Consider the following 22,798-nt stretch of genomic DNA (forward strand, 5'->3'; position numbering starts at 1 on the left):
GGTATCCATACCTTTGGAGTAAGGAAGGCTATACTTAAAGGGAGCCGCACCTGCAAGCAACTAAAATTGCAACAGTTGTGTCTCTATTTTCCGAGTTTTTAGTCCGAGTTTAATTATAAGATACGAGGACGTTAAAAAAGCGGCTGAAAAATAGGAGAGTGACGAGGTGTTCGATGAACACAAGGAAGTCTATCTTTTTTCCGAGCTTTTAGTCCAAGTTCAATTACAAAATATAAACGAAACGACTATAAAGTTGATGAAAGGGAGGTGGAATATGGCACGATATGTACTGATTACGGGGGCAACAAGCGGTATCGGAAAGGCAATCGCCTACGCTTTTGCGGAAAATCACGACAATGTGATTATTATAGGACGACGAGAGGAAAAGCTAGAAGAAATCCAGACGGATTTAGCTAAAAGATACGGTATCGAGGTTTTTTCCTACAAAATGGATGTCATGCAAGCAGCAGAAGTGACGGCTGTCTGCCAGCAGGTTCTAGAAGATGTACCTCAGGTTGATATCCTAGTCAATAATGCTGGATTGGCGCTAGGACTGGAAAAATTTCATGAGTATGATGTCACAGATATGATTACCATGCTTGACACGAATGTTAAGGGCTTGCTCTATGTGACCCGTCAGATTTTGCCAACAATGATTACAAGAAATCAAGGTCATATCATCACGATCGGCTCTACCGCTGGAATCTATGCTTACGCAGGAGCGGCAGTTTATGCAGCCACAAAAGCGGCTGTCAAGGTCTTGAGTGATGGAATTCGCATTGATACTCTTGAAAAGAATATTAAGGTAACAACCATTCAACCAGGGATTGTCGAAACAGACTTTAGTCAGGTACGTTTTCATGGGGACAAGGGGCGGGCAGCGACAGTCTACCAAGGAATTGAAGCCTTGCAGGCAGAGGATATTGCCCAGAGCGTACTCTTTGTTGCCAATCAACCTCGTCATGTCCAAATTTCAGACATGACGATCATGGCGACCAAACAAGCAACAGGCTTCACAATCCACAGAGAAGAGGAGGAACATGAATGAAAAAATACACACTTCTTACCGTGTCAGCACTAGCTGTTTTGGTCTTACTGACAGCATGTACTAAAAAGACGAACAAGAGCGATACAAGCAGTAGCACAAGTACCAGTCAGGTATCGTCAACCAGTCATCAGTCAAGCTCTACGTCTACCACAGAACCTGCTAGTACTAGCTCTGGTGAAGCAAAATCTGATATTGATCCAGCGTCAGATACTGCCGACCTACTGCAAGATAAGAATACAGGTGTGACCCTAGAAAGCGGTCAAGATACCATCAATTATGCTAGTATGATCCTCGGTGATAAGGAATGGACAGTCCTAGAGGACAATTATAACCGCACTGACTCAACTCCTTACAATCTCTTACAAGGGACAGACGGTTCTCTCTATCGTGTCTACCAAAATGGTGTGATCGTCGATATGGATGACGTGATTGTGCATCAACCGTAACTAATTGGCTCTATAAAATACGACAAAGGAGTTAGAACAGCTGTTCTAACTCCTTTGTTTATCATCATTGTTGGTAGATGCTTCAAATCCTGCTGAAAGCTCTGTCGGAGCGCAAGATATATAGACCGTCTAGAACTCAAAGCCTACCATATTCAAGGGTAGCCTGCAATCGTTTAATGAGACACTTGACAAAGTATTCATTTGATTTTCGCAGAATAGTTGTTGTTAGAGTATGGATAAGCTCTCTCCAATAAGGAGAATGACTTTTACTCTTCAGTCTGCTTGAGTGCACCAGTTTCATAGAGCTGCTTTATGAGCTTCGTCTGGGCTTCTGGGGCAAAGCCCAGTTCAGAAAGTAGGGCAACCATCGTTGCTTCAGAGATTCCCTTTTCTTTGGCAGAAGAGAGGGCAGTAAAGATACTTGAGATAACATAGTCAGCAATTTTACTGCTTTCTTCGACAGACATTGGCTCATGATCAAAGGTCGAAATCGTACTATATTCCCTATCGCGTTTTCCTGTTAGGTAGTCAACGCTCACATGGAAGAAGATAGCCAGATCTGTAATCTGTGCAAGATTTGGTTCAAGTAGACCGCGCTCCCAACGGGAGTAGGTTCCTTGTTTAATATTGATCTTATTGGATAATTCCTGCTGTGTTAGGTTGGCACTTTTTCGTAGTTCTTTTAGTCGTTGAGGAAAAAGGTTTTTACTCGTGTCCATGATTGACTCCATTTTTATTCACAATCATATATTTTTTATTGACAAACCGGATACTAATTCGTATAATATAAATATACCAACTGGTATGTCTTATATCTAAATCTTTAGCTTTATTTTACCATAAATTAGGCTGATTGCCTATGGTCAAATGAAGAGTTTGCACAAAACAGCACTTGGAGGAGAGAGAAGATGGAACATTGCCCTACGGAGCCTCAAACATTGACGGAGATTATCGGGAAACTGACAGAGCTAGAAATGGTTGGCTATATTATGTATTCGCCAAAATTGAAGAAAAGGATTCTTCTGACCAATGAAATGTATAATGAATTGGACAGGGAGGAACTAGAGCTTCATCAATCTCGGTACCAAGCTGTCATGCAAGCAATGGATTTAGTAAAAGACTTTCTATCAGAAGAGGGAATTGACAGCCTGTCTGATTTCAGCGAGAAACCCCAAAAGGATGACGAGATAGCAGAGTGATCAAGTCATTCACGGCTGACCTTCAGATTGCATTCTAAGAAGTGCTATTGACAGCAGACAAGCCGTCCTAGCGAAAGGAATGCTAACAGTCTGATCCCTTTAAGGTAATCAACATCACCCTAATAAAACAACCGAGTTACAGTCGGTTGTTTTATTTTATATGAGGCTACCTCTATAAGAAAGAAAAAAACGCTGAAATCAATGATTTCATGCGCTTTTGAATTTCAAATTTGAAGCAGGGATAACACGTCCAGCCGTAAGCAAAGTCCACTAATCTACTGGGGTTAACACCGCTTTCTTGTTTCTAAGCGTCGGATAAACTAGTCCACTGGACTTAACACCGCTTTCTTGTTTCTAAGCGCCGGATAACCTAGTCCACTGGACTTAACGCCGCTCTCTTGTTTTTAAGCGCCGGATAACCTAGTCCACTGGACTAGGTTATTCCCACTCGCTAATAGTCAGATATTGACTAACTAGGATTATTGATTTTATAGCGTCTGTTAATACAATCAATAAGTATTATTCGTTGTTATTTGAGTTTTTTGTTGTTAAATTGTTGTTAGCGGAGATAATGGTATTCTTCTACTTCAAGAAAAATAGTATTTAAATGTTTTACTTCTGGTTCGCTTAATCCCCATTTTTTTATTAAGTAGTAGTGTACATCAAATATATTTTCATTATCTAAATAAGCACATAAGATTGATTTTTTTAATATGTCACGTTTATCTTTATTTTCAATTATTTCTTTATAGCTTTCAAGTTCTAAATTTTGATATGGAATCCAATCAATTTTTGAATAAATTGGCATATCTGGATATTTTTCTTGATACTTATTCCACTCATATTCTAGTTTTTCCTCAATTCTTTTTTGAAGCTGTGAATCTTTCGGTATATCTAATATTTTAGTGATAGTTGTTTTCATACTAGTTATCCAATTTGAAGCAACTGACTTATCTAAACCTAATAGAAAATCAGTTGATACATTAAAGTAACTGGCAATAACAGTCAATGTTTCTAAATTGGGTTCGATATACTCTTTTTCCCATTTTGTTAATGTAACTCTATTTACTCCTATATTATCTGCTAATTCTTGTTGGGTTAGCTTATTTTTTTTTCTCAACTCTTTTAGTCTATCTGAAAAATGGGACATAATTACCTCCAAAATAAAGTTCATAAATTGAACTTTATCTATTGACAAAAAATGTTCAATAATGTTACAATCTATTTGTTCAAAAAAAGAACTAATCAAATTATACCAAACTAATCTAACGTTTGGCAAGTGAAAGTGAGGTATCTGCCTATGATTGTATAAAAAAAGTCTTTGAAAAGGAGAACTCTTCAAAGACTTACGAAAAATAACTAACTTGATTATATCATAATTTAGAGAAAAGAGAATAGGAGAATGGCTTATAAGGACTATTACGAATACAAGGACATCATGGAAGCCACAGGCAAATCGTTTTCTTCGGTTAAAAAGTGGCGCTTGAAAGTCGAGGAACTTTCGGGTCATGAATTTAAAAAGACTAGAATGCGAGTTAGCCGTAGACGGGTGCAGGACATTTATCAGTTCACTAAAGAAGAGTTTGATAAGTTTGTCAAGCTATCCAAGCGGATTGATGAGACCAATAACCTATCGCAGTCTGTCGTGGCAATTTGGGGCGATTTAAAAGCCCGTAGAGAGCGTCAGCTATACAGAGATGTCTACACACTGAAAAACACTGTAAACGAACTAATAAAGGCTAATAAGGGCAAGGACATAACGGTCTCTGTCTTAACGAGTAGCTTAAAAAGGTTAGAAGAACGACTTGAAACCTTGGAAGAAAACCAAGGTAAAGGTTTCTTCTCTAAAATCAAAAAGAAAAAAGAGGTAAATATTAATGGCTAATAATAAACTAAAATTAACAAGTGATTTGAATTTGAAAACTATGGCTCTTGATAGCAGTCAGTTTTATATTCCTAAAAAAGTAAAAGTTGACTTTTCGCAAGCTCGTCCACGTAACAAGTATAAGGACGGCAAGTCGACAGATATTGTCGAAAGCTATATGTTAAACGGTATTGATGAAAGGACAGCTTCTGCAATTGAGCAAGGTCTAATTGACCTAGAGGATGTCAAGACTATCGCAATTGAAGTTTTAGGGAGCTTTGATGCAATCGAGGGAGCCATGGCAGGTCAACAGCTAGCTTTTGTGGAGTTGTTAGATACTCGAGTGATGGCTCAATGGGTTGATGGTCGAAACGCAGGCTATAAGGGGCTGAAATTGGTAGCTAGTGGTTTAAAACTCCTGTAAAGTGCTAAAAATTCGACTTTTTGGGAGCAGTAGCCAGCGCTCCGTCGTGCGGGCTAGGGCAAGCCCTAGCCGACGGACGCGGGAAGCTACATGGCTACCAAAAAACAAGTCGAATTTTTGCTCAAGAGTTGTTTTCATAAATTTTCATTATTTTAGGATTTTCCGTAGTCATTTTTTGCTCAAGAGTTTTATAGGGGTTGTATATACTCATATACTCATTTCTATGTGCGGGCACCATTCTGGACTTGACGATAGAATGGTGCAAAACCATTGTCACCATTGGGATTTGAAGCAAAAAATCCCCCGAAAGGGAAAGCGAAAAAGTCCTAAAATGGTGAAAAAATGGTGAGCTTATACGTGAGTATATACATGAGTATATTCTCCAAAAATCGGAGTATATACTCATAGTTTTAATGAAAAAAGACTGAAAATGAAAAGAAAGGAAAATATGACGAAAAGAATTCAAAACAGACGATTTCTATTTGAGCAACAGTTGAAATCGAATTATTGGAGCTGGTCTCCCGAGGAGAAAAAAATGCTAGATAATTGGCAGGAAAATAAAGACAAGATATTCAGACATATCTTTGACTGTATCCGCGAGCTTGTAGAAGAAGATGAGTTTGTAGAATTTGCAGTAGTAGTTCATGATAAAGATATTTCTTATGGCACAAAATTAGTAGAACCACATGTGCATGGTTATATTGATTTTCCGAAACGTATCGATTTATCAAAAGTGGCTGGTGCGTTAGGTTTGGAGCGTGAGCGAATAGAAACCCCAAAATCAAAAGGTGGTAGAGCCTATACACGTATTAATGCTTTAGCGTATCTTATCCATGCAAAAGATAAAGATAAGTACCAATATCCTGTCAGTGATGTAGAAACCTTTGATACGCTTGATTATGAAACATTCATCAATCAAAACAAGGAAGATTTTGAAAAATACTCTGCAACTAAAAAGCGTGAGAAGTCAGATGAAAGCCTTGATTTAGTCTTAGCCAAAGTATATAAGGGTGAACTGACCTATTTTGATATTATGAAAGATGATAACCTGTATTATCTAATGGCAAATAATCGCCAAAAATTCCTAGAGGGATTTGATATTTTTGGAGAACGTGAGAGCGTGTTACGGTTGGAAGCTTTACAAAATGGCGAGTATGATTTGACGGTTCTCTATATTCAAGGAAAACCAGGGATAGGAAAATCAACTCTTGCCCGAGATATTGCGTTAGAGGTGCAAACCGCTTTAGATAATGCAGGTTTGAAAGGTAGTTCTTATTCAGCTAGTTCAAAAAATCCATTTGATAACTACGCTGGAGAAGAAATCTTACTGTTAGACGATTTACGAGAAGATAGCTTATCAGCAACAGATTGGTTGAAACTCTTTGACCCTGTAAACTCTGCGAGAATGTCAGCACGGTATCGTAACAAATTAGTCGTACCTCGCTTAGTGATTATGTCTGCACACATGTCTCCTAAGCAATTTTTTGGAAAAATTGAGACAGAAGATATTAACCAATATTTGCGTCGAGTAAATTATTCTTCTGAAATTGCCAGAAAGCATGGCATGGAGGAACGTTTTTATAGCGTATCAGAAGTAAAAGAGAGAAAAGCTAACGGACATTATCAACGTTCTGACGGCTCTAGTGTTGTCTTAAATTTTGACTATGAGGATTTATTCTCGCTTCAAGATAAGGGAGCGTTTATAACAAAATTACTAGATGAGTATATTTATCCTAGAATTTTGCCAAAGAAAGTAAAGGATGTGACAAATGAAGAAAATTGATATTTCAGAAAAAGAGTACATGGTGATGATGTTGTTTATTCATATCGTTGTACATGAAGATAAAGTTTTTAGATGGAACTTACAAGAATATCTATCACGACATGCAAAAAGCGAAGAAGATTTTGATTGTCTGTATGATTGTATTCTTGATTTTAATAAAAAAGAATTAGGAGACTTGATCCCTAGAGAAAGAGCCATATTATTAAAATTTGTAGGTAGTGTTTTGGTTACTTGGGAAAAAGATGATTTACTTGCGTACTTATGTTGCGAAAATGATGTTGGCTTGATGAAACTAGCTTATATCGCATTCACAGTTTATAATATGGAATATTTAGATAGCAATAACAAGGACGTGACCAATGACTAGGAAGATAATCATATTTACAGAACGTACCAAGCAAGATAACTATCTTGTCGATTTTAGGCAAGCTCCCGAAAAATACCAATACTTGCCAGATATTTATATCTTTTTACAAAGTAAGGCAAGGTATTGCAAAATGAAAAAAATGATGCAGTCGGCAAACCGCATCAAAATTAAAAATAACCAACTACATTTTAACATGAAAGGAAAATAAAAGCTATGTTTGTGGTAAAAAAAGATTTGATGAAACTAGGATTTAGTTCTTGGCAGGCTATGATGTTGGTAAAACAAGCAAAAGCAAAATTAGCCAGTCAAGGTCTAGCATGGTATGAGAGTAAGGGATTGGGGCGAGTTCCTTTAGAAACGGTTGAAGAGATTTTGGGGGTAAAAATTGATGAAGATGATTTGATTGATAAAGGAGTGGCAGAACATGCCTAAAATCCCCAATGTTTATCCTATGTCAAATGGTACGTTTAGGGCGTCTGTATCGCTTGGATTTGACCCTATAACAGGTAAAAGGATACATAAGTTTAAAAACGGCTTTAAAACGCAAAAAGAAGCGTTAGAATGGCGCATGAGAATACTTGCTGATTTTGGTAAGGGTGCATTGTCATCTAATAGTTCAATGACTTTTAAAAAGTTTTTAGATGATTATTTTATCCCAGATTATCAAAGCCAAGTTAGACAACGTACTTTTGATATGACACGTTCAAAGTTTAAAAGATTAAGTTACTTTGAAAATATGAAGTTATCAGATATTCTTGCTCCTCATATTAAGCAATGGCAGAATACTATGTTTATTGAGGGTTTGTCTAATAACTATATTCGATCTGTACATCAGATATTGCAACAAGTTTTTGATTTAGCTGTTCGACTAGGTATGTTATCTAGTAATGTGGCTAAGCAAGTCGGCAATGTCAAAAAAGATAAGCCTAAGGTTGATTTTTGGACTGTTGAAGAGTTTCAGAAATTTATCAGCACATTTGATAGGTCGAATATTTATGATTTGTTATATTTTACTACGTTCTGGTTTTTCTTTATGACTGGAGTTCGTACAAGTGAATTACAAGCTATTGAGTGGTCAAAAATTGACTTTGATAGTAGTACAGTTCTAATAGACTGTTCAATGTATTATAAAAATCAAAAAGAATGGTACATTACAGATACAAAATCAATCTCAGGTGTTAGGCTATTGTATCTTGATGATGATACTTTGGAATACTTGAAATACTGGAAGCATGCTCAAGTTCAAGTAGGAAAATGCAGATTTGTCTTTTCTTTAGCAGATAACCCGCTTGTAAAATCAACGTTGAAACGTGTATTACAAGTACATAGTGAATTTGCAGGCATAAAAACTATTCGTATTCACGATTTAAGACATTCACATGCTAGTTTCATGTTATCGCTTGGTATGAATGATTTAGAAATGCAAAATCGCCTAGGACATGCTGACATTAAGACAACGCTTGGCACATACTCCCATTTACGACCTAATGCTATGAAAGAAGTCGCTAATCGTATGACAGGAAAAGTAGTAGTAACAGAAAATAATATCAGGCAAAGTAAATTCAATGGCAATCAACATACTATAAAAATGTGACAGCTTTTTCTAATTCAAAACTTATATTCAAAAAGAGAATAAAAGTTGATTTAACAATGTTTAGTTTTAACCGAAATTAGGAAAAAATGGGAGTTTTTAAGATTTGGCTACCAAAGTAGCTACCACAGAAAGGAAAAAATGATGAAACAATTATTAAAACTGTTATGGGTAAAATTGAATACCCCAGAAGATAAATATACTACTGTCTTATTTCGTATCGTACTATTAGTGGGATTAAGTGTCTTATTACCACTTGTTCTTGGTTTATTATTGGTTTTAGGAGTACGTTATGAATATTTAAGTTTCGTGTTTAATTATTTTTATATGTTTTTAATTTTAACAGCAGTAGCTTGCTTTTTAATTAAGTATATCTTGGTGACATCTGATTTTATAATAGGCATATTGTTTTTCAAGGAGACAAAAAAGAGTGATTAGAGAGAAAGGGGATAGCTATGTTTGAATTTAAAGACGGTGAATTTTTTATAAAAGGAACTGAACAAGCTATCAATTTATCCGACCTAGGTTCTAAATTGTTAAATGATGTGGATTGGTATAACCCAATGACTGGTATTGATACTTTTTTTAATAAGATGTTTAATGGGCTTATTTGGGTAGCTCAATTCTTATTTGAATTATTCGTAAAAACCTATGACTTGCTAGGAAAAAGTGGCGGTACTGTAGATACGGCAATTGTCAAAATGATAGATCAAAGCGCTTCTACTTTTCAAACTCTTTTCGGGGCTGTGCATTGGTATGCTTTAATTGTTATATTTTCCTATGCATTCTATATGCAGGTAGCTAGGCGAGGTTCTGCTTTAAAAATCATCTGTTTAAGTATGCTTGTCATGGGGTTTGTGCAACAACTCTATGTAGCTCCTCCCAAACTTGACCCAGTCGCCTATTCTCTCTCAGGTGGTGTGGAGGTAACGCAACCCCGTACCTATGTTTCTAAATTGTATTATGGTATATCAACTGCTCTTGATAAGGTACAGAAAGAGATTACGGCGGGATTGTTAGAAGAAAGTTCTAATCAAGTACTTGTTGCTTACTTTGAGCAGGCTATCTGGGAGCCGTATTGGGGTATGAATGCGGATTTGAAAAAAGAGGGAGGGTACAACCTTACAGACAAACAAATGATAGCCCTGTTTGGTTTTCGTGATAACGATAAAGAGTATATGGTTTTAGGTAAAAAAATAGAGGAGGTAGTAGGAACCAAAGAACAACCTAAAGTAAAAAATATTAGGACTTTAGGTACAAAAATGAAATATATTCTAGTCATGTTAATAGAGGTTCCGTTTTTAGGGATTCTTCTAAATGGTTTATCTATATTTGCCTTTGTCTTAAAAATAGGGATTCTTTTTCTGTTTATTGGCTTTCCTTATATTCTTGTAATCGCTATTTTCCCCTTCTTTTGGAATGTCTTATGGAATACAACAAGAACAATTGGCTATGCCATGGTTTTATCTTCTATGATAGGAGCAAGTACAACCTTACTTGTTATCTTTAATGCCACCCTAAATAGTATTCTTTTGAAACTGACGGGGCAAGATATTGTCTTTTCCTTGTTCCTCCGCTTAATCATTTATTATTTACTTTGGAAGTTCCGTTCACAAATTGCTCGTATTTTTCAAGGTCGACGCTTAGCGCCAGCAGGTCGCATGTTACGGCAACTAACCTCAAATACAGGTACAACTGTCAAGAAAGGCTTAGGAATGGCTTCAAAAACTGCTTTAGTCGGTGGACTAATGGCAGTTGGTGCGGGTAAAATAGGAGCAGAAAAGCTACTAGCCAAACAACGAGCACATGCCTATAATCGTTCTGTGAAAGGCTATATGAAACGAGGAGATAGCTTTGAGGTCGCTACTCAAAAGACAGAAAGAGGTCAAGAGATGCGCACTTTAAGGCGAAAAGAACCAATGAAACAGATACGAGCAGTGGGGAATAAAAGTAAAGCTTTAGCCTATCATCTCTTATCAAAAGGTTATAGAGATAATACTGCAGGTAGCCAGCATTATGGACGAAAACGACAGGGGGCATTGCTTAGTATTCAGAAAGACAAAATCGACACACTGGATAGAAAACAACGGATTAAGAGTTTAGACCGCTCTATCCGCCACCAACAAGGGATAGATAACTTTAAGAAGAACTGGAAGCAACCAGAACAAGCTGTGATTGAGCCGACAGGTCCAATGTTTATTGATTTTCGTAATAAGACCTTTAAAACGAAACTACCAGTACCAAAGGTTAATCATAATACTAGAAATTATACTTTAGGGAAAAAGCTATGAAGTATAAGAATATAGTGTTATTAGAATGTTGACGTTTGTGTGTTAAATTAGTATAATACAAAAAAATGAATAGGAGTTTATATTACGAAAAAGGTTTATTGGGTAGTTATTATTGCTTTATGTTCTCTATTCTTTGTGGCTTGTGGCAAACCTGCCAATAGTTTAGAAGGCAAGTTTTATAAAGTATATGAAGGTGAGAAGACACTTGCTTTTGAGTTTGATAAAGATTCTGGTTTCTATCATTTGTCTTCGATGGGTGGTGCAGTACCGATTACTAATATTGAACGGGATAAAAAACAATTTGCAGTTTCGGGTTTTTTGACTGTTGTAATTGCATATAATATTTCTGATACGGGAGAATTGGAGATATTAAATGGCGGTGGTATGGAAGGAACATATTACAAAGAAGATAGTAAGGCTTTGGAAGAAGCTATGAAGTAGCAGAATACTATTCCCTATCCCCTCGGCAACTGGATAATTGTTGAGGGGATAACTATTTAAAGAACACGAACAAAATTCAACCAGGGATACGCTATATCAGCACGTTTTCCCGAACATTATTTCAGCTCCAGATTCAGATAGTCCCTTTATTTCCCGAACATTTTTTGCACGTGCGACCAAATAAAACAACAAGCCACTACGTTTTACTGTTACCTACTGCCTACATCAAGCGATTTATGCCGTGAAAGCTGATTGACAATAAGCAGTTGCAAAGTACGCTAGGACGTGCCAGCCGAAAGGCTTTAGCGTTTGGGAGGGACACGGACGCAGTACGACAGCAACTGGTTACTTGTTGTCAATTAGACCATGGAATAAAGTAAGCGATTTGTAGGACTTACCCAGCATAGCCCCTAACTATTTTTTGTTGTTAAAATGTTGTTAGAATAAAATAAAAAGCCTTAGAAATGTTGATTTTATAGGCTTTTTATACTTATTAACTCTATTCCCACTCAACAGTTGCGGGTGGTTTGCTGGTGATGTCGTAGACGATACGGTTGACGTGTTCAACTTCATTGACGATACGAACCGAGATTTTTTGGAGAACTTCCCACGGGATTTTGGCAAAGTCTGCGGTCATGCCGTCAATAGAAGTGATCGCTCGAATGGCAATGGTGTAGTCATAGGTACGACCGTCTCCCATAACGCCGACGGAGCGTACGCCAGTATTGACTGTGAAATACTGCCAGATGTCGCGGTCGAGACCTGCCTTAGCAATCTCTTCGCGGAGAATGGCATCAGATTCACGAACCGTTTCTAGTTTTTCTTCAGTAATTTCTCCCATAACGCGAATGGCAAGTCCTGGACCCGGGAATGGCTGACGCCAGACAATTTCATCAGGCATGCCAAGCTCTGTTCCCAAAGCACGAACTTCGTCCTTATAAAGGGTGTTGAGCGGCTCAATCAACTTGAATTGCATGTCTTCTGGTAATCCCCCCACATTGTGGTGCGATTTAATGGTTTGAGCGGTGTCTGTTCCAGACTCGATTACATCTGTATACAGGGTTCCTTGGGCAAGAAATGCGACATCAGAGAGCTTGCTCGCCTCATCATCAAAGACGTAGACAAACTCATTTCCAATGATTTTACGTTTTTGTTCAGGATCAGATATGCCTGCCAGTTTATCAAGGAAACGTTTGGTAGCATCTGCCTTCATGATATTCAAGCCAAACTTACCGCCCAGCATATCCATTACCTGATCAGCTTCTCCCTTGCGAAGAAGACCGTGGTCTACGAAGATACAGATGAGTTGGTCACCGATAGCTTTTTGGAGAAGGACACCCACGACAGACGAATCCACACCGCCAGAAAGTCCAAGCAATACTTTTTTATCCCCAACTATTTCTCGGATTTTTGCAATCTGCATGTCAATAAAGTTATCCATTGACCAGTCGCCTTTGGCACCACAGATATTGAGCGCAAAGTTCCGTAAAATGTCGTTTCCATAAACAGAGTGACGAACCTCTGGGTGGAACTGGATTCCGTAAATCTTCTTGTCAGGATTTTCAATAGCTGCATAAGGGCAGTCAGCAGAAGTTCCCGTACGGACAAAGTTATCAGGGATTTCTGTTACCGCATCTCCATGGCTCATCAAGACAAGCTGTTCATCAGGTGTTCCTTCAAAGAGGGGAGAAGGAGTATGGGAGAGTGAGGACTGACCGTACTCACGATTTCCTGCATCAGCGGCAGGCACAACTTTACCGCCTAGCTTGTGGGTCAAGAGTTGCATTCCGTAGCAAATTCCTAAAATGGGAATGCCTATTTCAAAAATTTCTTGGTCAATATCGAAAGATCCGTCCTCATAAACAGAGTTTGGACCACCAGAGAGAACAATTCCGACAGGATTGATGTCACGAACTTCTGCCGCTGAAATCTTATGGCTCTTGAGTTCGGAAAATACCCCAATTTCACGAATACGGCGTGAAATCAGTTGATTGTACTGGCTACCGTAGTCCAGAACAATGATTTTTTCGACGTCTTGGGTTGTCATGTTAGTTCCTTTCTTTCATTTCAAAATATCAAATGATGTTTCTTATTCTATCACAAAAACGAACAATTTGCAGTAAGAATGGTTAAAAAGATAGAAATTTGGTACAATAGGGACAGAAACAAAGGGGAGTCATTATGAAAGCTGCTTATATTGCCATTCATGATAAATTAAAAGAAGAAATCGACCGAGGGGTCTGGAAAATTGGAGAACGTTTGCCTAGTGAACGCGACCTAGCAGATGAGTTTGGCGTGTCGCGAATGACCTTGCGCCAAGGGATTACCCTGCTGGTGGAAGAAGGGATTTTACAGCGGAAAATTGGTTCGGGCACATACGTAGCCAGCACTCGTGTTCAAGAAAAAATGCGTGGGACCATGTCTTTTACAGATATTATTCAACTTCAGGGCAAAACACCCTCTAGCCAATTATTATCCTATATCCGAACAAAGCCCAATGATAAAGAAGTTAGCCAGCTGAATTTACAGGATGGAGAATATATTGTACGGATGGAACGTGTGCGTTTTGCGGATGATATTCCAGTCGTTTATGAAGTGGCAAGTATTCCTGAGCGCTTGATTCACAAGGTCAAAAAAAGTGATGTGACCAATCATTTCTTTAAAACCTTGACAGAAAATGGTTACCGTATTGGCAAAAGTCACCAGACCATCTATGCTCGCTTGGCGAGCGAACGGGTCGCAAAACACTTGCAAATAGCGAAGAATCAAGCTATTTTAGCCCTGCGTCAAGTGTCCTACTTAGAAGATGGACAGCCCTTCGAGTATGTAAACAGCCAGTATGTCGGAGAGCGGTTTGAATTTTATTTGGAAAACAATTAGTTTACATAATAAATATTATGTAAACTAATGCCGGAAGAGAACTCAATGCTGCAACATGTAAACTCTCATTCCATTCATAGTCGCAGGAGCAATAATCCTTGAAAGTAGTAGCTCTCACAACTAAGAAATAATCTAGAATGTGTGCGAAGTATCACTTTATCATATAGGAGAAATTTGGTATAATAAAGGGTATGGAAATTGAAAAAACAAATCGAATGAATGCCTTGTTTGAATTTTACGCGGCACTCTTAACCGACAAACAGATGAACTATATTGAGCTTTACTATGCTGATGATTATAGCTTAGCCGAGATTGCAGAAGAATTTCAGGTCAGCCGTCAGGCGGTTTATGATAATATCAAGCGGACAGAGAAAATCTTAGAAGACTACGAGAAGAAGTTGCACATGTATTCCGATTACATTGTCCGCAATCAGATTTTTGATCAAATTCTTGAACGCTATCCAGCAGATAACTTTTTGCAGGAGCAAATCAGCATTTTAAGCAGTATCGATAATAGAGAGTAGAGGAGAATACCATGGCTTTTGAAAGCTTAACCGAACGTTTACAGAATGTCTTTAAAAACCTACGTCGCAAGGGAAAAATCAGTGATAGTGATGTCCAAGAGGCGACCAAGGAAATCCGCTTGGCCCTCCTTGAAGCGGACGTTGCTCTCCCCGTTGTAAAGGATTTCATCAAGAAAGTTCGCGAGCGTGCGGTTGGTCATGAAGTGATTGAGACCTTGAACCCTGCCCAACAAATCATCAAGATTGTTGATGAGGAGCTGACGGCTATTCTGGGTTCTGATACGGTAGAAATTATTAAATCACCAAAGATTCCTACCATTATCATGATGGTCGGTTTGCAAGGTGCGGGTAAGACCACCTTTGCAGGAAAATTGGCAAACAAGCTCAAAAAAGAAGAAAATGCTCGTCCCTTGCTGATTGCGGCGGATATTTATCGTCCAGCAGCTATTGACCAGTTAAAAACCTTGGGACAACAGATTGAAGTGCCTGTCTTTGAGTTGGGGACAGGGGTGCCAGCAGTTGAGATTGTCAAACAAGGTCTTGAAGTAGCTAAACAGCACAACAATGACTATGTCTTGATTGATACGGCGGGGCGTTTACAAATTGACGAAGTGTTGATGAATGAATTGCGCGATGTCAAGGAGCTTGCCCAGCCCAATGAAATTCTCCTCGTAGTGGACGCCATGATCGGTCAGGAAGCTGCGAATGTTGCCCGGGAGTTCAACAATCAGTTGGAAGTTACCGGGGTAATCTTGACCAAGATTGACGGGGATACTCGAGGTGGTGCAGCGCTCTCTGTCCGTCATATCACGGGTAAACCAATCAAGTTCACGGGTACTGGTGAAAAGATTACCGATATTGAAACATTCCACCCAGACCGCATGTCCAGCCGTATTCTCGGTATGGGGGATATGCTGACCCTGATTGAAAAGGCTTCTCAAGAATACGACGAGAAGAAATCTCTTGAACTCGCAGAAAAAATGCGGGAAAATACCTTTGATTTCAACGATTTCATTGATCAATTGGATCAGGTTCAAAATATGGGACCGATGGAAGACCTGCTCAAGATGCTCCCAGGAATGGCAGGTAATCCTGCCCTTGCCAATCTCAAGGTAGATGAGCGGGAAATTGCCAGAAAGCGTGCCATTGTATCATCCATGACACCAGCCGAGCGGGAAAATCCAGACTTATTAAGCCCTAGCCGGCGTCGTCGCATTGCCAACGGTTCTGGAAATACCTTTGTCGAAGTCAACAAATTCATCAAGGACTTTAATCATGCTAAGGCTATGATGCAAGGTGTGATGTCTGGTGACATGAAGAAAATGATGAAACAAATGGGTATTAACCCCAATAATCTCCCTAAAAATCTGCCAAACAATATGGATTTATCTGCCCTAGATGGTCTGATGGGACAAGGTGGAATGCCTGATTTATCAGCCTTGGGTGGTGCTGGTATGCCAGATATGGGACAAATGTTTGGCGGCGGCTTGAAAGGTAAAATTGGAGAGTTCGCTATGAAGCAGTCCATGAAACGAATGGCGAATAAACTCAAAAAAGCCAAGAAAAAACGTAAGTAGCAATCCAGTATAGCCGTTTAGTTTATTTTTAGTACTAGCTCCAACAGTCTGGGGAGAGACTGTTGGAGATGGGAAATAAAGAAAACGACGTTTTCGTCAAAACAGTCTGGGGAGAGACTGTTGGAGCTGGGAAATGAAGAAAACGACGTTTTCGTCAAAACAGTCTGGGGAGAGACTGTTGGAGGTGGGAAATGAAGAAAAGGAAGTTTTCGTTAAAAGTCGCAGGTAGTTGTCTAGTTGATAACTAGACAAGTGACAGATAAGAAAAGTGTAACTTTTCTCAATGGTACAATTTAAGATACGAGGACGTCAAAAAAGCGACCGAAAATTAGGAATGTTTATCCCTAAAGGGAGCCACACCTATAAGCAACTAAAGTTGCAACAGTTGCGTCTCTTTTTTCCGAGCTTTTAGTCCGAGTTCAATTTCAAGATACAAAGCCCGTAAAAAACTCAAAGCGCACTTCTTAATGTATTAACAGTCACTTCCCTGACTGTTAATACCATATCTGTAAAGCAGGCATAGCCTGCAACAGCTACGGCAAACTAGGAAATCTGACGAGTGAAAAGCTCCAGTGGAGGTTTTCAGCCTATTTCCTAAAGAACCATCATCAGCTAAAGCTGAAACAGTTATCGTTCTTTTTCGCACAGAGTTTAGGGCGTGTTCAGTTAAGATGTGAAGCCGTTAAAAAACCGACTGAAAATTAGGAAACATTCCTAGAAGCATAGCTTCTAGGAATGTTTATCTATTTTCCGAGGTTTTAGGCTGAACTCAATTCCCCAAGATACGAGAGCGTTTGACACGAGTTTCACTCGTTTTATCTCCAACCTCCCACAGTCTATTTCTAGACTGTGGGAGCGAGCAAAGCAAAAATAGGAGTTTTGACGAGTGAAAAGCTCCAGTGGAGGTTTTCAGCCTATTTCCTAAAGAACCATCATCAGCTAAAACTGAAACAGTTATCGCTCTTTTTTGCACAGCTCGTAGCCCGAGTTCAATTATACAAGACGAGTTAACGAAGTAATAAAAAATATAAACTAAATGACTATATCAGATGGATGATAGAAGAGTTTGACGTTTTGCCGAAGCAAGCCTAAACCTCTTCTATCTTTGGCTGGAGAGCTAGTAAGATGTCTGATTCTCACTTTCACATGTGAATAAGAAATTCAACTGTGAAAGCCGATTGAAAGGTTAAAATAAAAGGAAAGAATATGAAAAAAGATGCTATAAAACGATTTTCTCTTAGAAAATTATCCGTTGGCTTGGTTCCTATCGCAGTAGGTAGCGTGTGGTTACTTTCTGCACCTGAGACTGTTCATGCCGCAGAAGAAATCGCAACAAAAACCATTGAGTATAGATATGTTCAAGAGGGAGATTTGACGGAAGCTGAACATCAGCTGATTACGAAAGAACTCCCTAAACTTGTCCAGGAAGATGATAGCGTTTACTATTTGGTATACCGCCCTCTGCTAGAAACTGCCTCTCCCCTTAAAAAGAAGTCGGTTTTACCTAGTACCGGAAGCCAAGAGCTGGGACTGCCTCTCTTCCTAGCTACTACAAGTTTACTCGTAGTAGGGATTAGATTAGGAAAGAATGGAAAGAAAAAACTGGGTACTTTCATTCTGATCACGAGCTTGGGAGGTAGCGTACTTTCTTCAGGTGCTCTAGCCTTGTCAAATAGTGCATTGGCTGACTATAACCAAACTCTGGCTCTTGAAAGCGGCCAGCAGCTTCCTAGTCCTCTAAAAATTGAGAACCATCAATATCTCGGTTACATTCGCTCACCTAAGATCAAGAACCAAGATCAGGATAAGGAGAAACTTTCTACCCCTGACAAGTCCGCAGAGAAACCAGTGCCAGAATCAGGGGAAATCGAGGTGCAGCCTCAGGATGTTGCCACTACTGAACCAATCGCCTTTGAAACTCGCTACCAAGCTGATCCTAGTCTAGCCCACGGTCAAACCGAGGAAGCCCAAGCAGGACAGGCAGGCGAAAAGCAGATTGTTAAGGATGGCAAGACCGGTGAAGTGAAGAGCGAGAAGGTTCTGACCGCTCCTGTTACCCGCCTCATCAAGGTTGGTACACAGCCAACTGTTACCCGTGAGGAATTGGATTTTCCTACCCGCCAAATAGATGATGAAAACATGTCAGAGGGACTGGAAGTAGTCGAAAGCGAGGGGCAAAAAGGTCTCAAGACTACTACCATTACCTATACGGTCAACGAAGAAACTGGTGTCGTTACAGCTAGCGAACCCGTGGTTGAAACTACTCCAGCCGTAGAAAGGGTTATTCGGGTCGGTACTAAGAAAGCAGACGTTACCATTACTGAACCAATCGCCTTTGAAGCTCGCTACCAAGCTGATCCTAGTCTAGCCCACGGTCAAACCGAGGAAGCCCAAGCAGGGCGGGCAGGCGAAAAGCAGATTGTTAAGGACGGCAAGACCGGTGAAGTGAAGAGCGAAAGGGTTCTGACTGCTCCTGTTACCCGTCTTATCAAGGTTGGTACACAGCCAACGGTGACCCGTGAGGAATTGGATTTCCCTACCCGCCAAATAGATGATGAAAATATGGCAGAGGGACTGGAAGTAGTCGAAAGCGAGGGGCAAAAAGGTCTCAAGACTACTACCATTACCTATACGGTCAACGAAGAAACTGGTGTCGTTACAGCTAGCGAACCCGTAGTTGAAACCACTCCAGCCGTAGAGAGGGTCGTTCGGGTTGGGGCTAAGAAAGCAGACGTTACCATTACTGAGCCAATCGCCTTTGAAACCCGCTACCAAGCTGATCCTAGTCTAGCCCACGGTCAAACCGAGGAAGCCCAAGCAGGGCAGGCAGGTGAAAAGCAGATTGTTAAGGACGGCAAGACCGGTGAAGTGAAGAGCGAGACGGTTCTGACTGTTCCTGTTACCCGCCTCATCAAGGTTGGTACACAGCCAACGGTGACCCGTGAGGAATTGGATTTCCCTACCCGCCAAATAAATGATGAAAACATGTCAGAGGGACTGGAAGTAGTCGAAAGCGAGGGGCAAAAAGGTCTCAAGACTACTACCATTACCTATACAGTCAATGAAGAAACCGGTGTCCTTACAGCTAGCGAACCCGTAGTTGAAACCACTCCAGCCGTAGAGAGGGTCGTTCGGGTTGGGACCAAGCCAGCGGTCAAGACAAAACCTGTTCTTTCAATCCAAGAATTGACCAAGGATGAGGATCGCAAGTCTATTACCGTTACCTATCAGCTAACCGATCCAGATAAGGCCTATGTATCTGCTAAAGCCTTGATTTACAAGGGCGATCAGCTAGTGAAAGAAGTAGCGATTACGGATCCAAGCCAACCGCTCCTCATCACTGGTCTGGACTATTATACCGATTACCAGCTAAAAACGGAGCTTAGCTACCGTCAATCAACTACTGACATGACTGCTCAGGAGCCAGATAGCCGTGATTTCCGCCTCGATTACAAGAAGATTGAATTTAAGGATATTGAATCCGTTAACTTGTACGAAAAAGAGGGAGAAGACTATCATCTTCGAACCAGCCTCAGCGCTCCTAAAGCAACAAGTGCTTACTACGTTGCAATAAAACCGAGCCAGAGCAAGGAGCTCCTGCTTCCAGTTTCAGCGATTGAAGCAACAGAAAAAGATGGTCAGTCTGTTTACAAGATTAGTCTTTCGCTCGAACAATTGGTACAGGGCAAGGAGGGGCAGTATCAGCCAAACCATGTCTTTTATATCCCTCGAGACCACAATTCTGATATTGGTCATCTTAATGAATATCGAGCGGATTATCTAGCTGTTCAAGGTGCTAGCCCAGAGCGGACAATTGCCTATGCAAATACAGAGAAATTACTTCCTTTCTATAATAAGGAATACATTGTGCATTTAGGAAATCAGATTAGCGCAAGTGATAAACTCTACCAAACTCGTCTCATAGACGTTGTACCAATGGTTGATAATCGTATTGTAACAGATGTTTACCCAGACAAATCTGCCATCAATAAATTGATGTTGCACTATGCCGATCAGACAGTTGCCTATCTGCCACTGGCATTTAAAGAAGACTTCAAGAACAACCAGATCGCTGAATATAGTATTACCGGCACCTCACTTCTTTACACGCCAGAATCCTTTATCAGCTCGTACTCATCAGTGGTAGACGCGATTTTACCGACCTTAGAAGCGGTAGAGTTGAACTCTGATAGTATGCGCGAGACCCTGAAAATTCAGGAGGGCGATACCAATAAGCTGGTAGATGATCTCTACCTAGATCGCACCTTTGCTGAAGTTAAGGCAAACCTAGCACAGGAAGTGAAGAAAGTTTTAGCGACAAACCAAGGGTTCAACACTTCAGAAGGTGCTGTCCAAGAAGCGATTGCTAAGAAGATAAAAGACAATGCTAACGCCTTTATGTTAGGGTTGAGCTACCTGAACCGCTGGTATAATATCAACTATGGAGACATCAATGTCAAGGAGTTGTCTGCTTATAAACTGGACTTCTTCGGCAATCAACAAGTATCTACTCTGGACCATATCATTGCTCTAGGAAATGCAGGTTATGATGTCTTGCGGGCTTCTAAGACCCCTGAAACCTATCGTTCTCATTTGGCTCCAACTATAAGAAAGGCTACTCTCTTTGACTATGTTGAAGCCTACCGTCAGCTTTTCTTACCAAATAAAACCAACAATGAGTGGTTGAAGGAAAATAGCAAGGCCTATATGGTAGAAAGCTTCTCTAATATGGACGAAGCAAGGCAAATCCAAGAGGCTGCCATGGGGCAGAAGGATAACAAGTATTCTATTGGTATCTACGATCGCATCACGAGCGATGATTGGGAATACCGCAATATGCTCTTGCCACTCTTAACCCTTTCTGAAGAAAACATGTATGTCATCTCCAATATGTCCACCCTCTCCTTTGGTGGTTATGAACGTTACAAAGTGGGAGAGATCGGTACCTTGGAAGGTGAGGCTTACTATCAGAGAATGCATGAAGTGGTCAACCAAGGAGCTACTTGGCAAAGGGATTTCCTAGATTTCTGGTACCGTATGGTCAATGAAGAAGCACGCGATAAGCTATTCAAACCTATCTTGACCTATGAGGGTTTCTATTATCCTAATAAAGATGGAGGTCAAAGCTGGAGAACGCTTCGAGATAAAGATGCTTCCATCCAAGGTTTCTTCGGTCCAGTAGGACGATATTATGAAAACAATTACTCTGGAGCCTATGCAACCGGAAAGATTACCAATTATGTTGTTAACCGTGTCTTAGATAGGTTTGGTTCTGGAACCTATACGCATGAAATGACCCATAATTTTGATGGTTCTGTCTTCTTCGAAGGATATGGACGCCGAGAGGGATTGCTAGCTGAGTTCTTTGCTACGGGACTTTTTGAAGCACCGAGCAATCAGGATCATACAGGAATGGGGATCAATAGCATCTTCCAAGAAGATGTGAATAGCACCAAGCGTTATCATGCTGCGAATCCGAATGAACGCTATCGGACACTTGATGATTTGAAAGAATATATGCATGGCATGTTTGATATTGTCTATCTATCGGAATATTTAGAAGGAGAGGCTCTTCTAAGTAAGGGTACGGAGACGAAGAAGAAATGGTGGAGAAAGTTTGAAAATGTCAAGCATAATGATAAGGATGGCAATCCGACCCACGCTTCAAACCGTGTTCGTCGTCTAACTGATGAGGAAGTAAGCCAACTAAAAGTCTTTAATGACTTGATTGACAAGGATATTGCTAATCGGCGTGGTATTGGTGATCAAGACACTTTCAAACGAAATAGTTACTACAACGTTCCACTTTTCTCTGCTATCTACTCGGCACTATCAAATGATACGGGAGCACCTGGAGATGTGACCTTCAAGCGGACAGCCTTTGAGCTTCTAGCAGCTAAGGGTTATCGTGAAGGCTTCCTACCTTATGTTTCTAATATGTATGCAGGCGAAGCTTTTGCGGCAGGTCACCATGTCTGGTCTTCATGGTTTGGCCGCTACGTTGGTCTTGTCAGCGATCAATTTATCTTTGATAAAATCTTAAAGAATGAGTACAATTCCTGGGCTGATTTCAAGAAAGCTATGTATCAAGAAAGGATTCAAAAAGCTGAAACTCTGGGAATCAAACCGATTACCATTCAATATGAACTTGGCGTGCCTAACTCGACTAAGACAGTTACCATCAGCTCTCTAAGCCAATTACGCGAGATGGTGGCAGAAGCAGTAGAGCGAGATATGACCAATATTGATCGTACTACAAGCCATGCACCAGCTAGCTGGGTCAACCTGCTTCATTCTAAGGTCTACAATGCCTACCTTCGTCTAACAGACGACTTTAGAAGCTCTATCTTTAATGATTAGAAG

General features: G+C 40.1%; 19 protein-coding genes. 16 read left to right on the top strand and 3 right to left on the bottom strand.

Annotated elements, in window-relative coordinates; genetic code table 11:
- The first annotated feature begins 274 nt into the window (after positions 1–274).
- A complete protein-coding gene (locus BU200_RS04815; RefSeq protein ID WP_075099091.1) occupies positions 275–1,048 on the top strand; it encodes an SDR family NAD(P)-dependent oxidoreductase in 774 nt (257 codons plus the stop codon).
- Complete coding sequence (locus tag BU200_RS04820) at positions 1,045–1,494, top strand: hypothetical protein (RefSeq protein WP_075099092.1); 450 nt, start codon at positions 1,045–1,047, stop codon at positions 1,492–1,494. Before BU200_RS04815 ends, BU200_RS04820 begins: the two co-directional genes overlap by 4 nt.
- A 266-nt stretch (positions 1,495–1,760) precedes the next feature.
- Here BU200_RS04820 and BU200_RS04825 read toward each other — a convergent pair whose 3' ends face one another.
- Complete coding sequence (locus tag BU200_RS04825) at positions 1,761–2,213, bottom strand: helix-turn-helix domain-containing protein (protein ID WP_075099093.1); 453 nt, start codon at positions 2,211–2,213, stop codon at positions 1,761–1,763.
- Between the two features lie 189 nt (positions 2,214–2,402).
- Between BU200_RS04825 and BU200_RS04830 the strand changes: the two genes are divergently transcribed.
- Positions 2,403–2,693 carry a hypothetical protein gene (locus BU200_RS04830; RefSeq protein ID WP_075099094.1) on the top strand — a complete coding sequence of 97 codons (291 nt, stop codon included), beginning with the start codon at positions 2,403–2,405 and terminating at the stop codon, positions 2,691–2,693.
- Between the two features lie 559 nt (positions 2,694–3,252).
- Here the strand turns inward: BU200_RS04830 and BU200_RS04835 are convergent.
- Entirely contained in the window at positions 3,253–3,843 is a 591-nt protein-coding gene (locus BU200_RS04835) for a helix-turn-helix domain-containing protein (protein WP_075099095.1), read from the bottom strand.
- Positions 3,844–4,095: 252 nt separating this feature from the next.
- Here BU200_RS04835 and BU200_RS04840 point away from each other — a divergent pair, with 252 nt between their 5' ends.
- The 9 genes from BU200_RS04840 (at position 4,096) to BU200_RS04885 (ending at position 11,454) form a co-directional block, all read left to right on the top strand.
- Positions 4,096–4,578: a hypothetical protein gene (locus BU200_RS04840; RefSeq protein ID WP_083609360.1), complete on the top strand. Its 483-nt coding sequence runs from the start codon at positions 4,096–4,098 to the stop codon at positions 4,576–4,578.
- Positions 4,571–4,981 (top strand): hypothetical protein, encoded by a 411-nt coding sequence (locus tag BU200_RS04845; RefSeq protein ID WP_075099096.1) that lies wholly within the window; start codon positions 4,571–4,573, stop codon positions 4,979–4,981. The genes BU200_RS04840 and BU200_RS04845 overlap by 8 nt, the downstream gene beginning before the upstream one ends.
- A gap of 535 nt (positions 4,982–5,516) precedes the next feature.
- On the top strand, positions 5,517–6,764 hold the full coding sequence (locus BU200_RS04850; protein WP_244912650.1) for a Rep family protein: 1,248 nt from the start codon (positions 5,517–5,519) through the stop codon (positions 6,762–6,764).
- Entirely contained in the window at positions 6,751–7,131 is a 381-nt protein-coding gene (locus BU200_RS04855) for a hypothetical protein (protein WP_075099098.1), read from the top strand. The genes BU200_RS04850 and BU200_RS04855 overlap by 14 nt, the downstream gene beginning before the upstream one ends.
- Positions 7,132–7,344: 213 nt before the next feature.
- Complete coding sequence (locus BU200_RS04865; protein ID WP_075099100.1) at positions 7,345–7,563, top strand: DUF3173 family protein; 219 nt, start codon at positions 7,345–7,347, stop codon at positions 7,561–7,563.
- Positions 7,556–8,725 (top strand): site-specific integrase, encoded by a 1,170-nt coding sequence (locus BU200_RS04870; RefSeq protein ID WP_075099101.1) that lies wholly within the window; start codon positions 7,556–7,558, stop codon positions 8,723–8,725. Before BU200_RS04865 ends, BU200_RS04870 begins: the two co-directional genes overlap by 8 nt.
- Before the next feature lie 141 nt (positions 8,726–8,866).
- Positions 8,867–9,160 carry a hypothetical protein gene (locus tag BU200_RS04875; RefSeq protein ID WP_075099102.1) on the top strand — a complete coding sequence of 98 codons (294 nt, stop codon included), beginning with the start codon at positions 8,867–8,869 and terminating at the stop codon, positions 9,158–9,160.
- A gap of 17 nt (positions 9,161–9,177) precedes the next feature.
- Positions 9,178–11,013, top strand: coding sequence for a hypothetical protein (locus tag BU200_RS04880; RefSeq protein WP_075099103.1), 1,836 nt, complete (start codon positions 9,178–9,180; stop codon positions 11,011–11,013).
- Positions 11,014–11,148: 135 nt separating this feature from the next.
- The gene (locus tag BU200_RS04885; protein ID WP_083609361.1) at positions 11,149–11,454 is read left to right on the top strand and encodes a hypothetical protein; all 306 of its coding nucleotides are present in this window, start codon (positions 11,149–11,151) and stop codon (positions 11,452–11,454) included.
- Between the two features lie 499 nt (positions 11,455–11,953).
- Here the strand turns inward: BU200_RS04885 and guaA are convergent, their stop codons facing one another.
- Positions 11,954–13,501, bottom strand: a complete 1,548-nt coding sequence (gene guaA, locus BU200_RS04890; protein ID WP_075099105.1) for a glutamine-hydrolyzing GMP synthase — start codon at positions 13,499–13,501, stop codon at positions 11,954–11,956.
- A 134-nt stretch (positions 13,502–13,635) separates the two neighbouring features.
- On the opposite strand from guaA, the gene BU200_RS04895 reads away from it, so the two are divergent.
- The 4 genes from BU200_RS04895 (at position 13,636) to BU200_RS04910 (ending at position 22,795) form a co-directional block, all read left to right on the top strand.
- Positions 13,636–14,334 carry a GntR family transcriptional regulator gene (locus BU200_RS04895; RefSeq protein ID WP_075099106.1) on the top strand — a complete coding sequence of 233 codons (699 nt, stop codon included), beginning with the start codon at positions 13,636–13,638 and terminating at the stop codon, positions 14,332–14,334.
- A 191-nt stretch (positions 14,335–14,525) separates the two neighbouring features.
- Positions 14,526–14,858: a putative DNA-binding protein gene (locus tag BU200_RS04900; protein ID WP_075099107.1), complete on the top strand. Its 333-nt coding sequence runs from the start codon at positions 14,526–14,528 to the stop codon at positions 14,856–14,858.
- A gap of 11 nt (positions 14,859–14,869) precedes the next feature.
- Positions 14,870–16,435: a signal recognition particle protein gene (gene ffh, locus BU200_RS04905; RefSeq protein ID WP_075099108.1), complete on the top strand. Its 1,566-nt coding sequence runs from the start codon at positions 14,870–14,872 to the stop codon at positions 16,433–16,435.
- A 1,206-nt stretch (positions 16,436–17,641) separates the two neighbouring features.
- Positions 17,642–22,795, top strand: coding sequence for a ZmpA/ZmpB/ZmpC family metallo-endopeptidase (locus BU200_RS04910; RefSeq protein WP_075099109.1), 5,154 nt, complete (start codon positions 17,642–17,644; stop codon positions 22,793–22,795).
- The last annotated feature ends 3 nt before the right edge of the window (positions 22,796–22,798 follow it).

Origin of the sequence: Streptococcus acidominimus, from assembly GCF_001921825.1 — a bacterium.
GTDB lineage: Bacteria > Bacillota > Bacilli > Lactobacillales > Streptococcaceae > Streptococcus > Streptococcus acidominimus.

Bases quoted from the DNA above. Each gene is read 5' to 3' on its own strand.
- BU200_RS04815 (WP_075099091.1), top strand. From the start codon at position 275: ATGGCACGATATGTACTGATTACGGGGGCAACAAGCGGTATCGGAAAG.
- BU200_RS04820 (WP_075099092.1), top strand. From the start codon at position 1,045: ATGAAAAAATACACACTTCTTACCGTGTCAGCACTAGCTGTTTTGGTC.
- BU200_RS04825 (WP_075099093.1), bottom strand. From the start codon at position 2,213: ATGGACACGAGTAAAAACCTTTTTCCTCAACGACTAAAAGAACTACGA.
- BU200_RS04830 (WP_075099094.1), top strand. From the start codon at position 2,403: ATGGAACATTGCCCTACGGAGCCTCAAACATTGACGGAGATTATCGGG.
- BU200_RS04835 (WP_075099095.1), bottom strand. From the start codon at position 3,843: ATGTCCCATTTTTCAGATAGACTAAAAGAGTTGAGAAAAAAAAATAAG.
- BU200_RS04840 (WP_083609360.1), top strand. From the start codon at position 4,096: ATGGCTTATAAGGACTATTACGAATACAAGGACATCATGGAAGCCACA.
- BU200_RS04845 (WP_075099096.1), top strand. From the start codon at position 4,571: ATGGCTAATAATAAACTAAAATTAACAAGTGATTTGAATTTGAAAACT.
- BU200_RS04850 (WP_244912650.1), top strand. From the start codon at position 5,517: ATGCTAGATAATTGGCAGGAAAATAAAGACAAGATATTCAGACATATC.
- BU200_RS04855 (WP_075099098.1), top strand. From the start codon at position 6,751: ATGAAGAAAATTGATATTTCAGAAAAAGAGTACATGGTGATGATGTTG.
- BU200_RS04865 (WP_075099100.1), top strand. From the start codon at position 7,345: ATGTTTGTGGTAAAAAAAGATTTGATGAAACTAGGATTTAGTTCTTGG.
- BU200_RS04870 (WP_075099101.1), top strand. From the start codon at position 7,556: ATGCCTAAAATCCCCAATGTTTATCCTATGTCAAATGGTACGTTTAGG.
- BU200_RS04875 (WP_075099102.1), top strand. From the start codon at position 8,867: ATGAAACAATTATTAAAACTGTTATGGGTAAAATTGAATACCCCAGAA.
- BU200_RS04880 (WP_075099103.1), top strand. From the start codon at position 9,178: ATGTTTGAATTTAAAGACGGTGAATTTTTTATAAAAGGAACTGAACAA.
- guaA (WP_075099105.1), bottom strand. From the start codon at position 13,501: ATGACAACCCAAGACGTCGAAAAAATCATTGTTCTGGACTACGGTAGC.
- BU200_RS04895 (WP_075099106.1), top strand. From the start codon at position 13,636: ATGAAAGCTGCTTATATTGCCATTCATGATAAATTAAAAGAAGAAATC.
- BU200_RS04900 (WP_075099107.1), top strand. From the start codon at position 14,526: ATGGAAATTGAAAAAACAAATCGAATGAATGCCTTGTTTGAATTTTAC.
- ffh (WP_075099108.1), top strand. From the start codon at position 14,870: ATGGCTTTTGAAAGCTTAACCGAACGTTTACAGAATGTCTTTAAAAAC.
- BU200_RS04910 (WP_075099109.1), top strand. From the start codon at position 17,642: ATGAAAAAAGATGCTATAAAACGATTTTCTCTTAGAAAATTATCCGTT.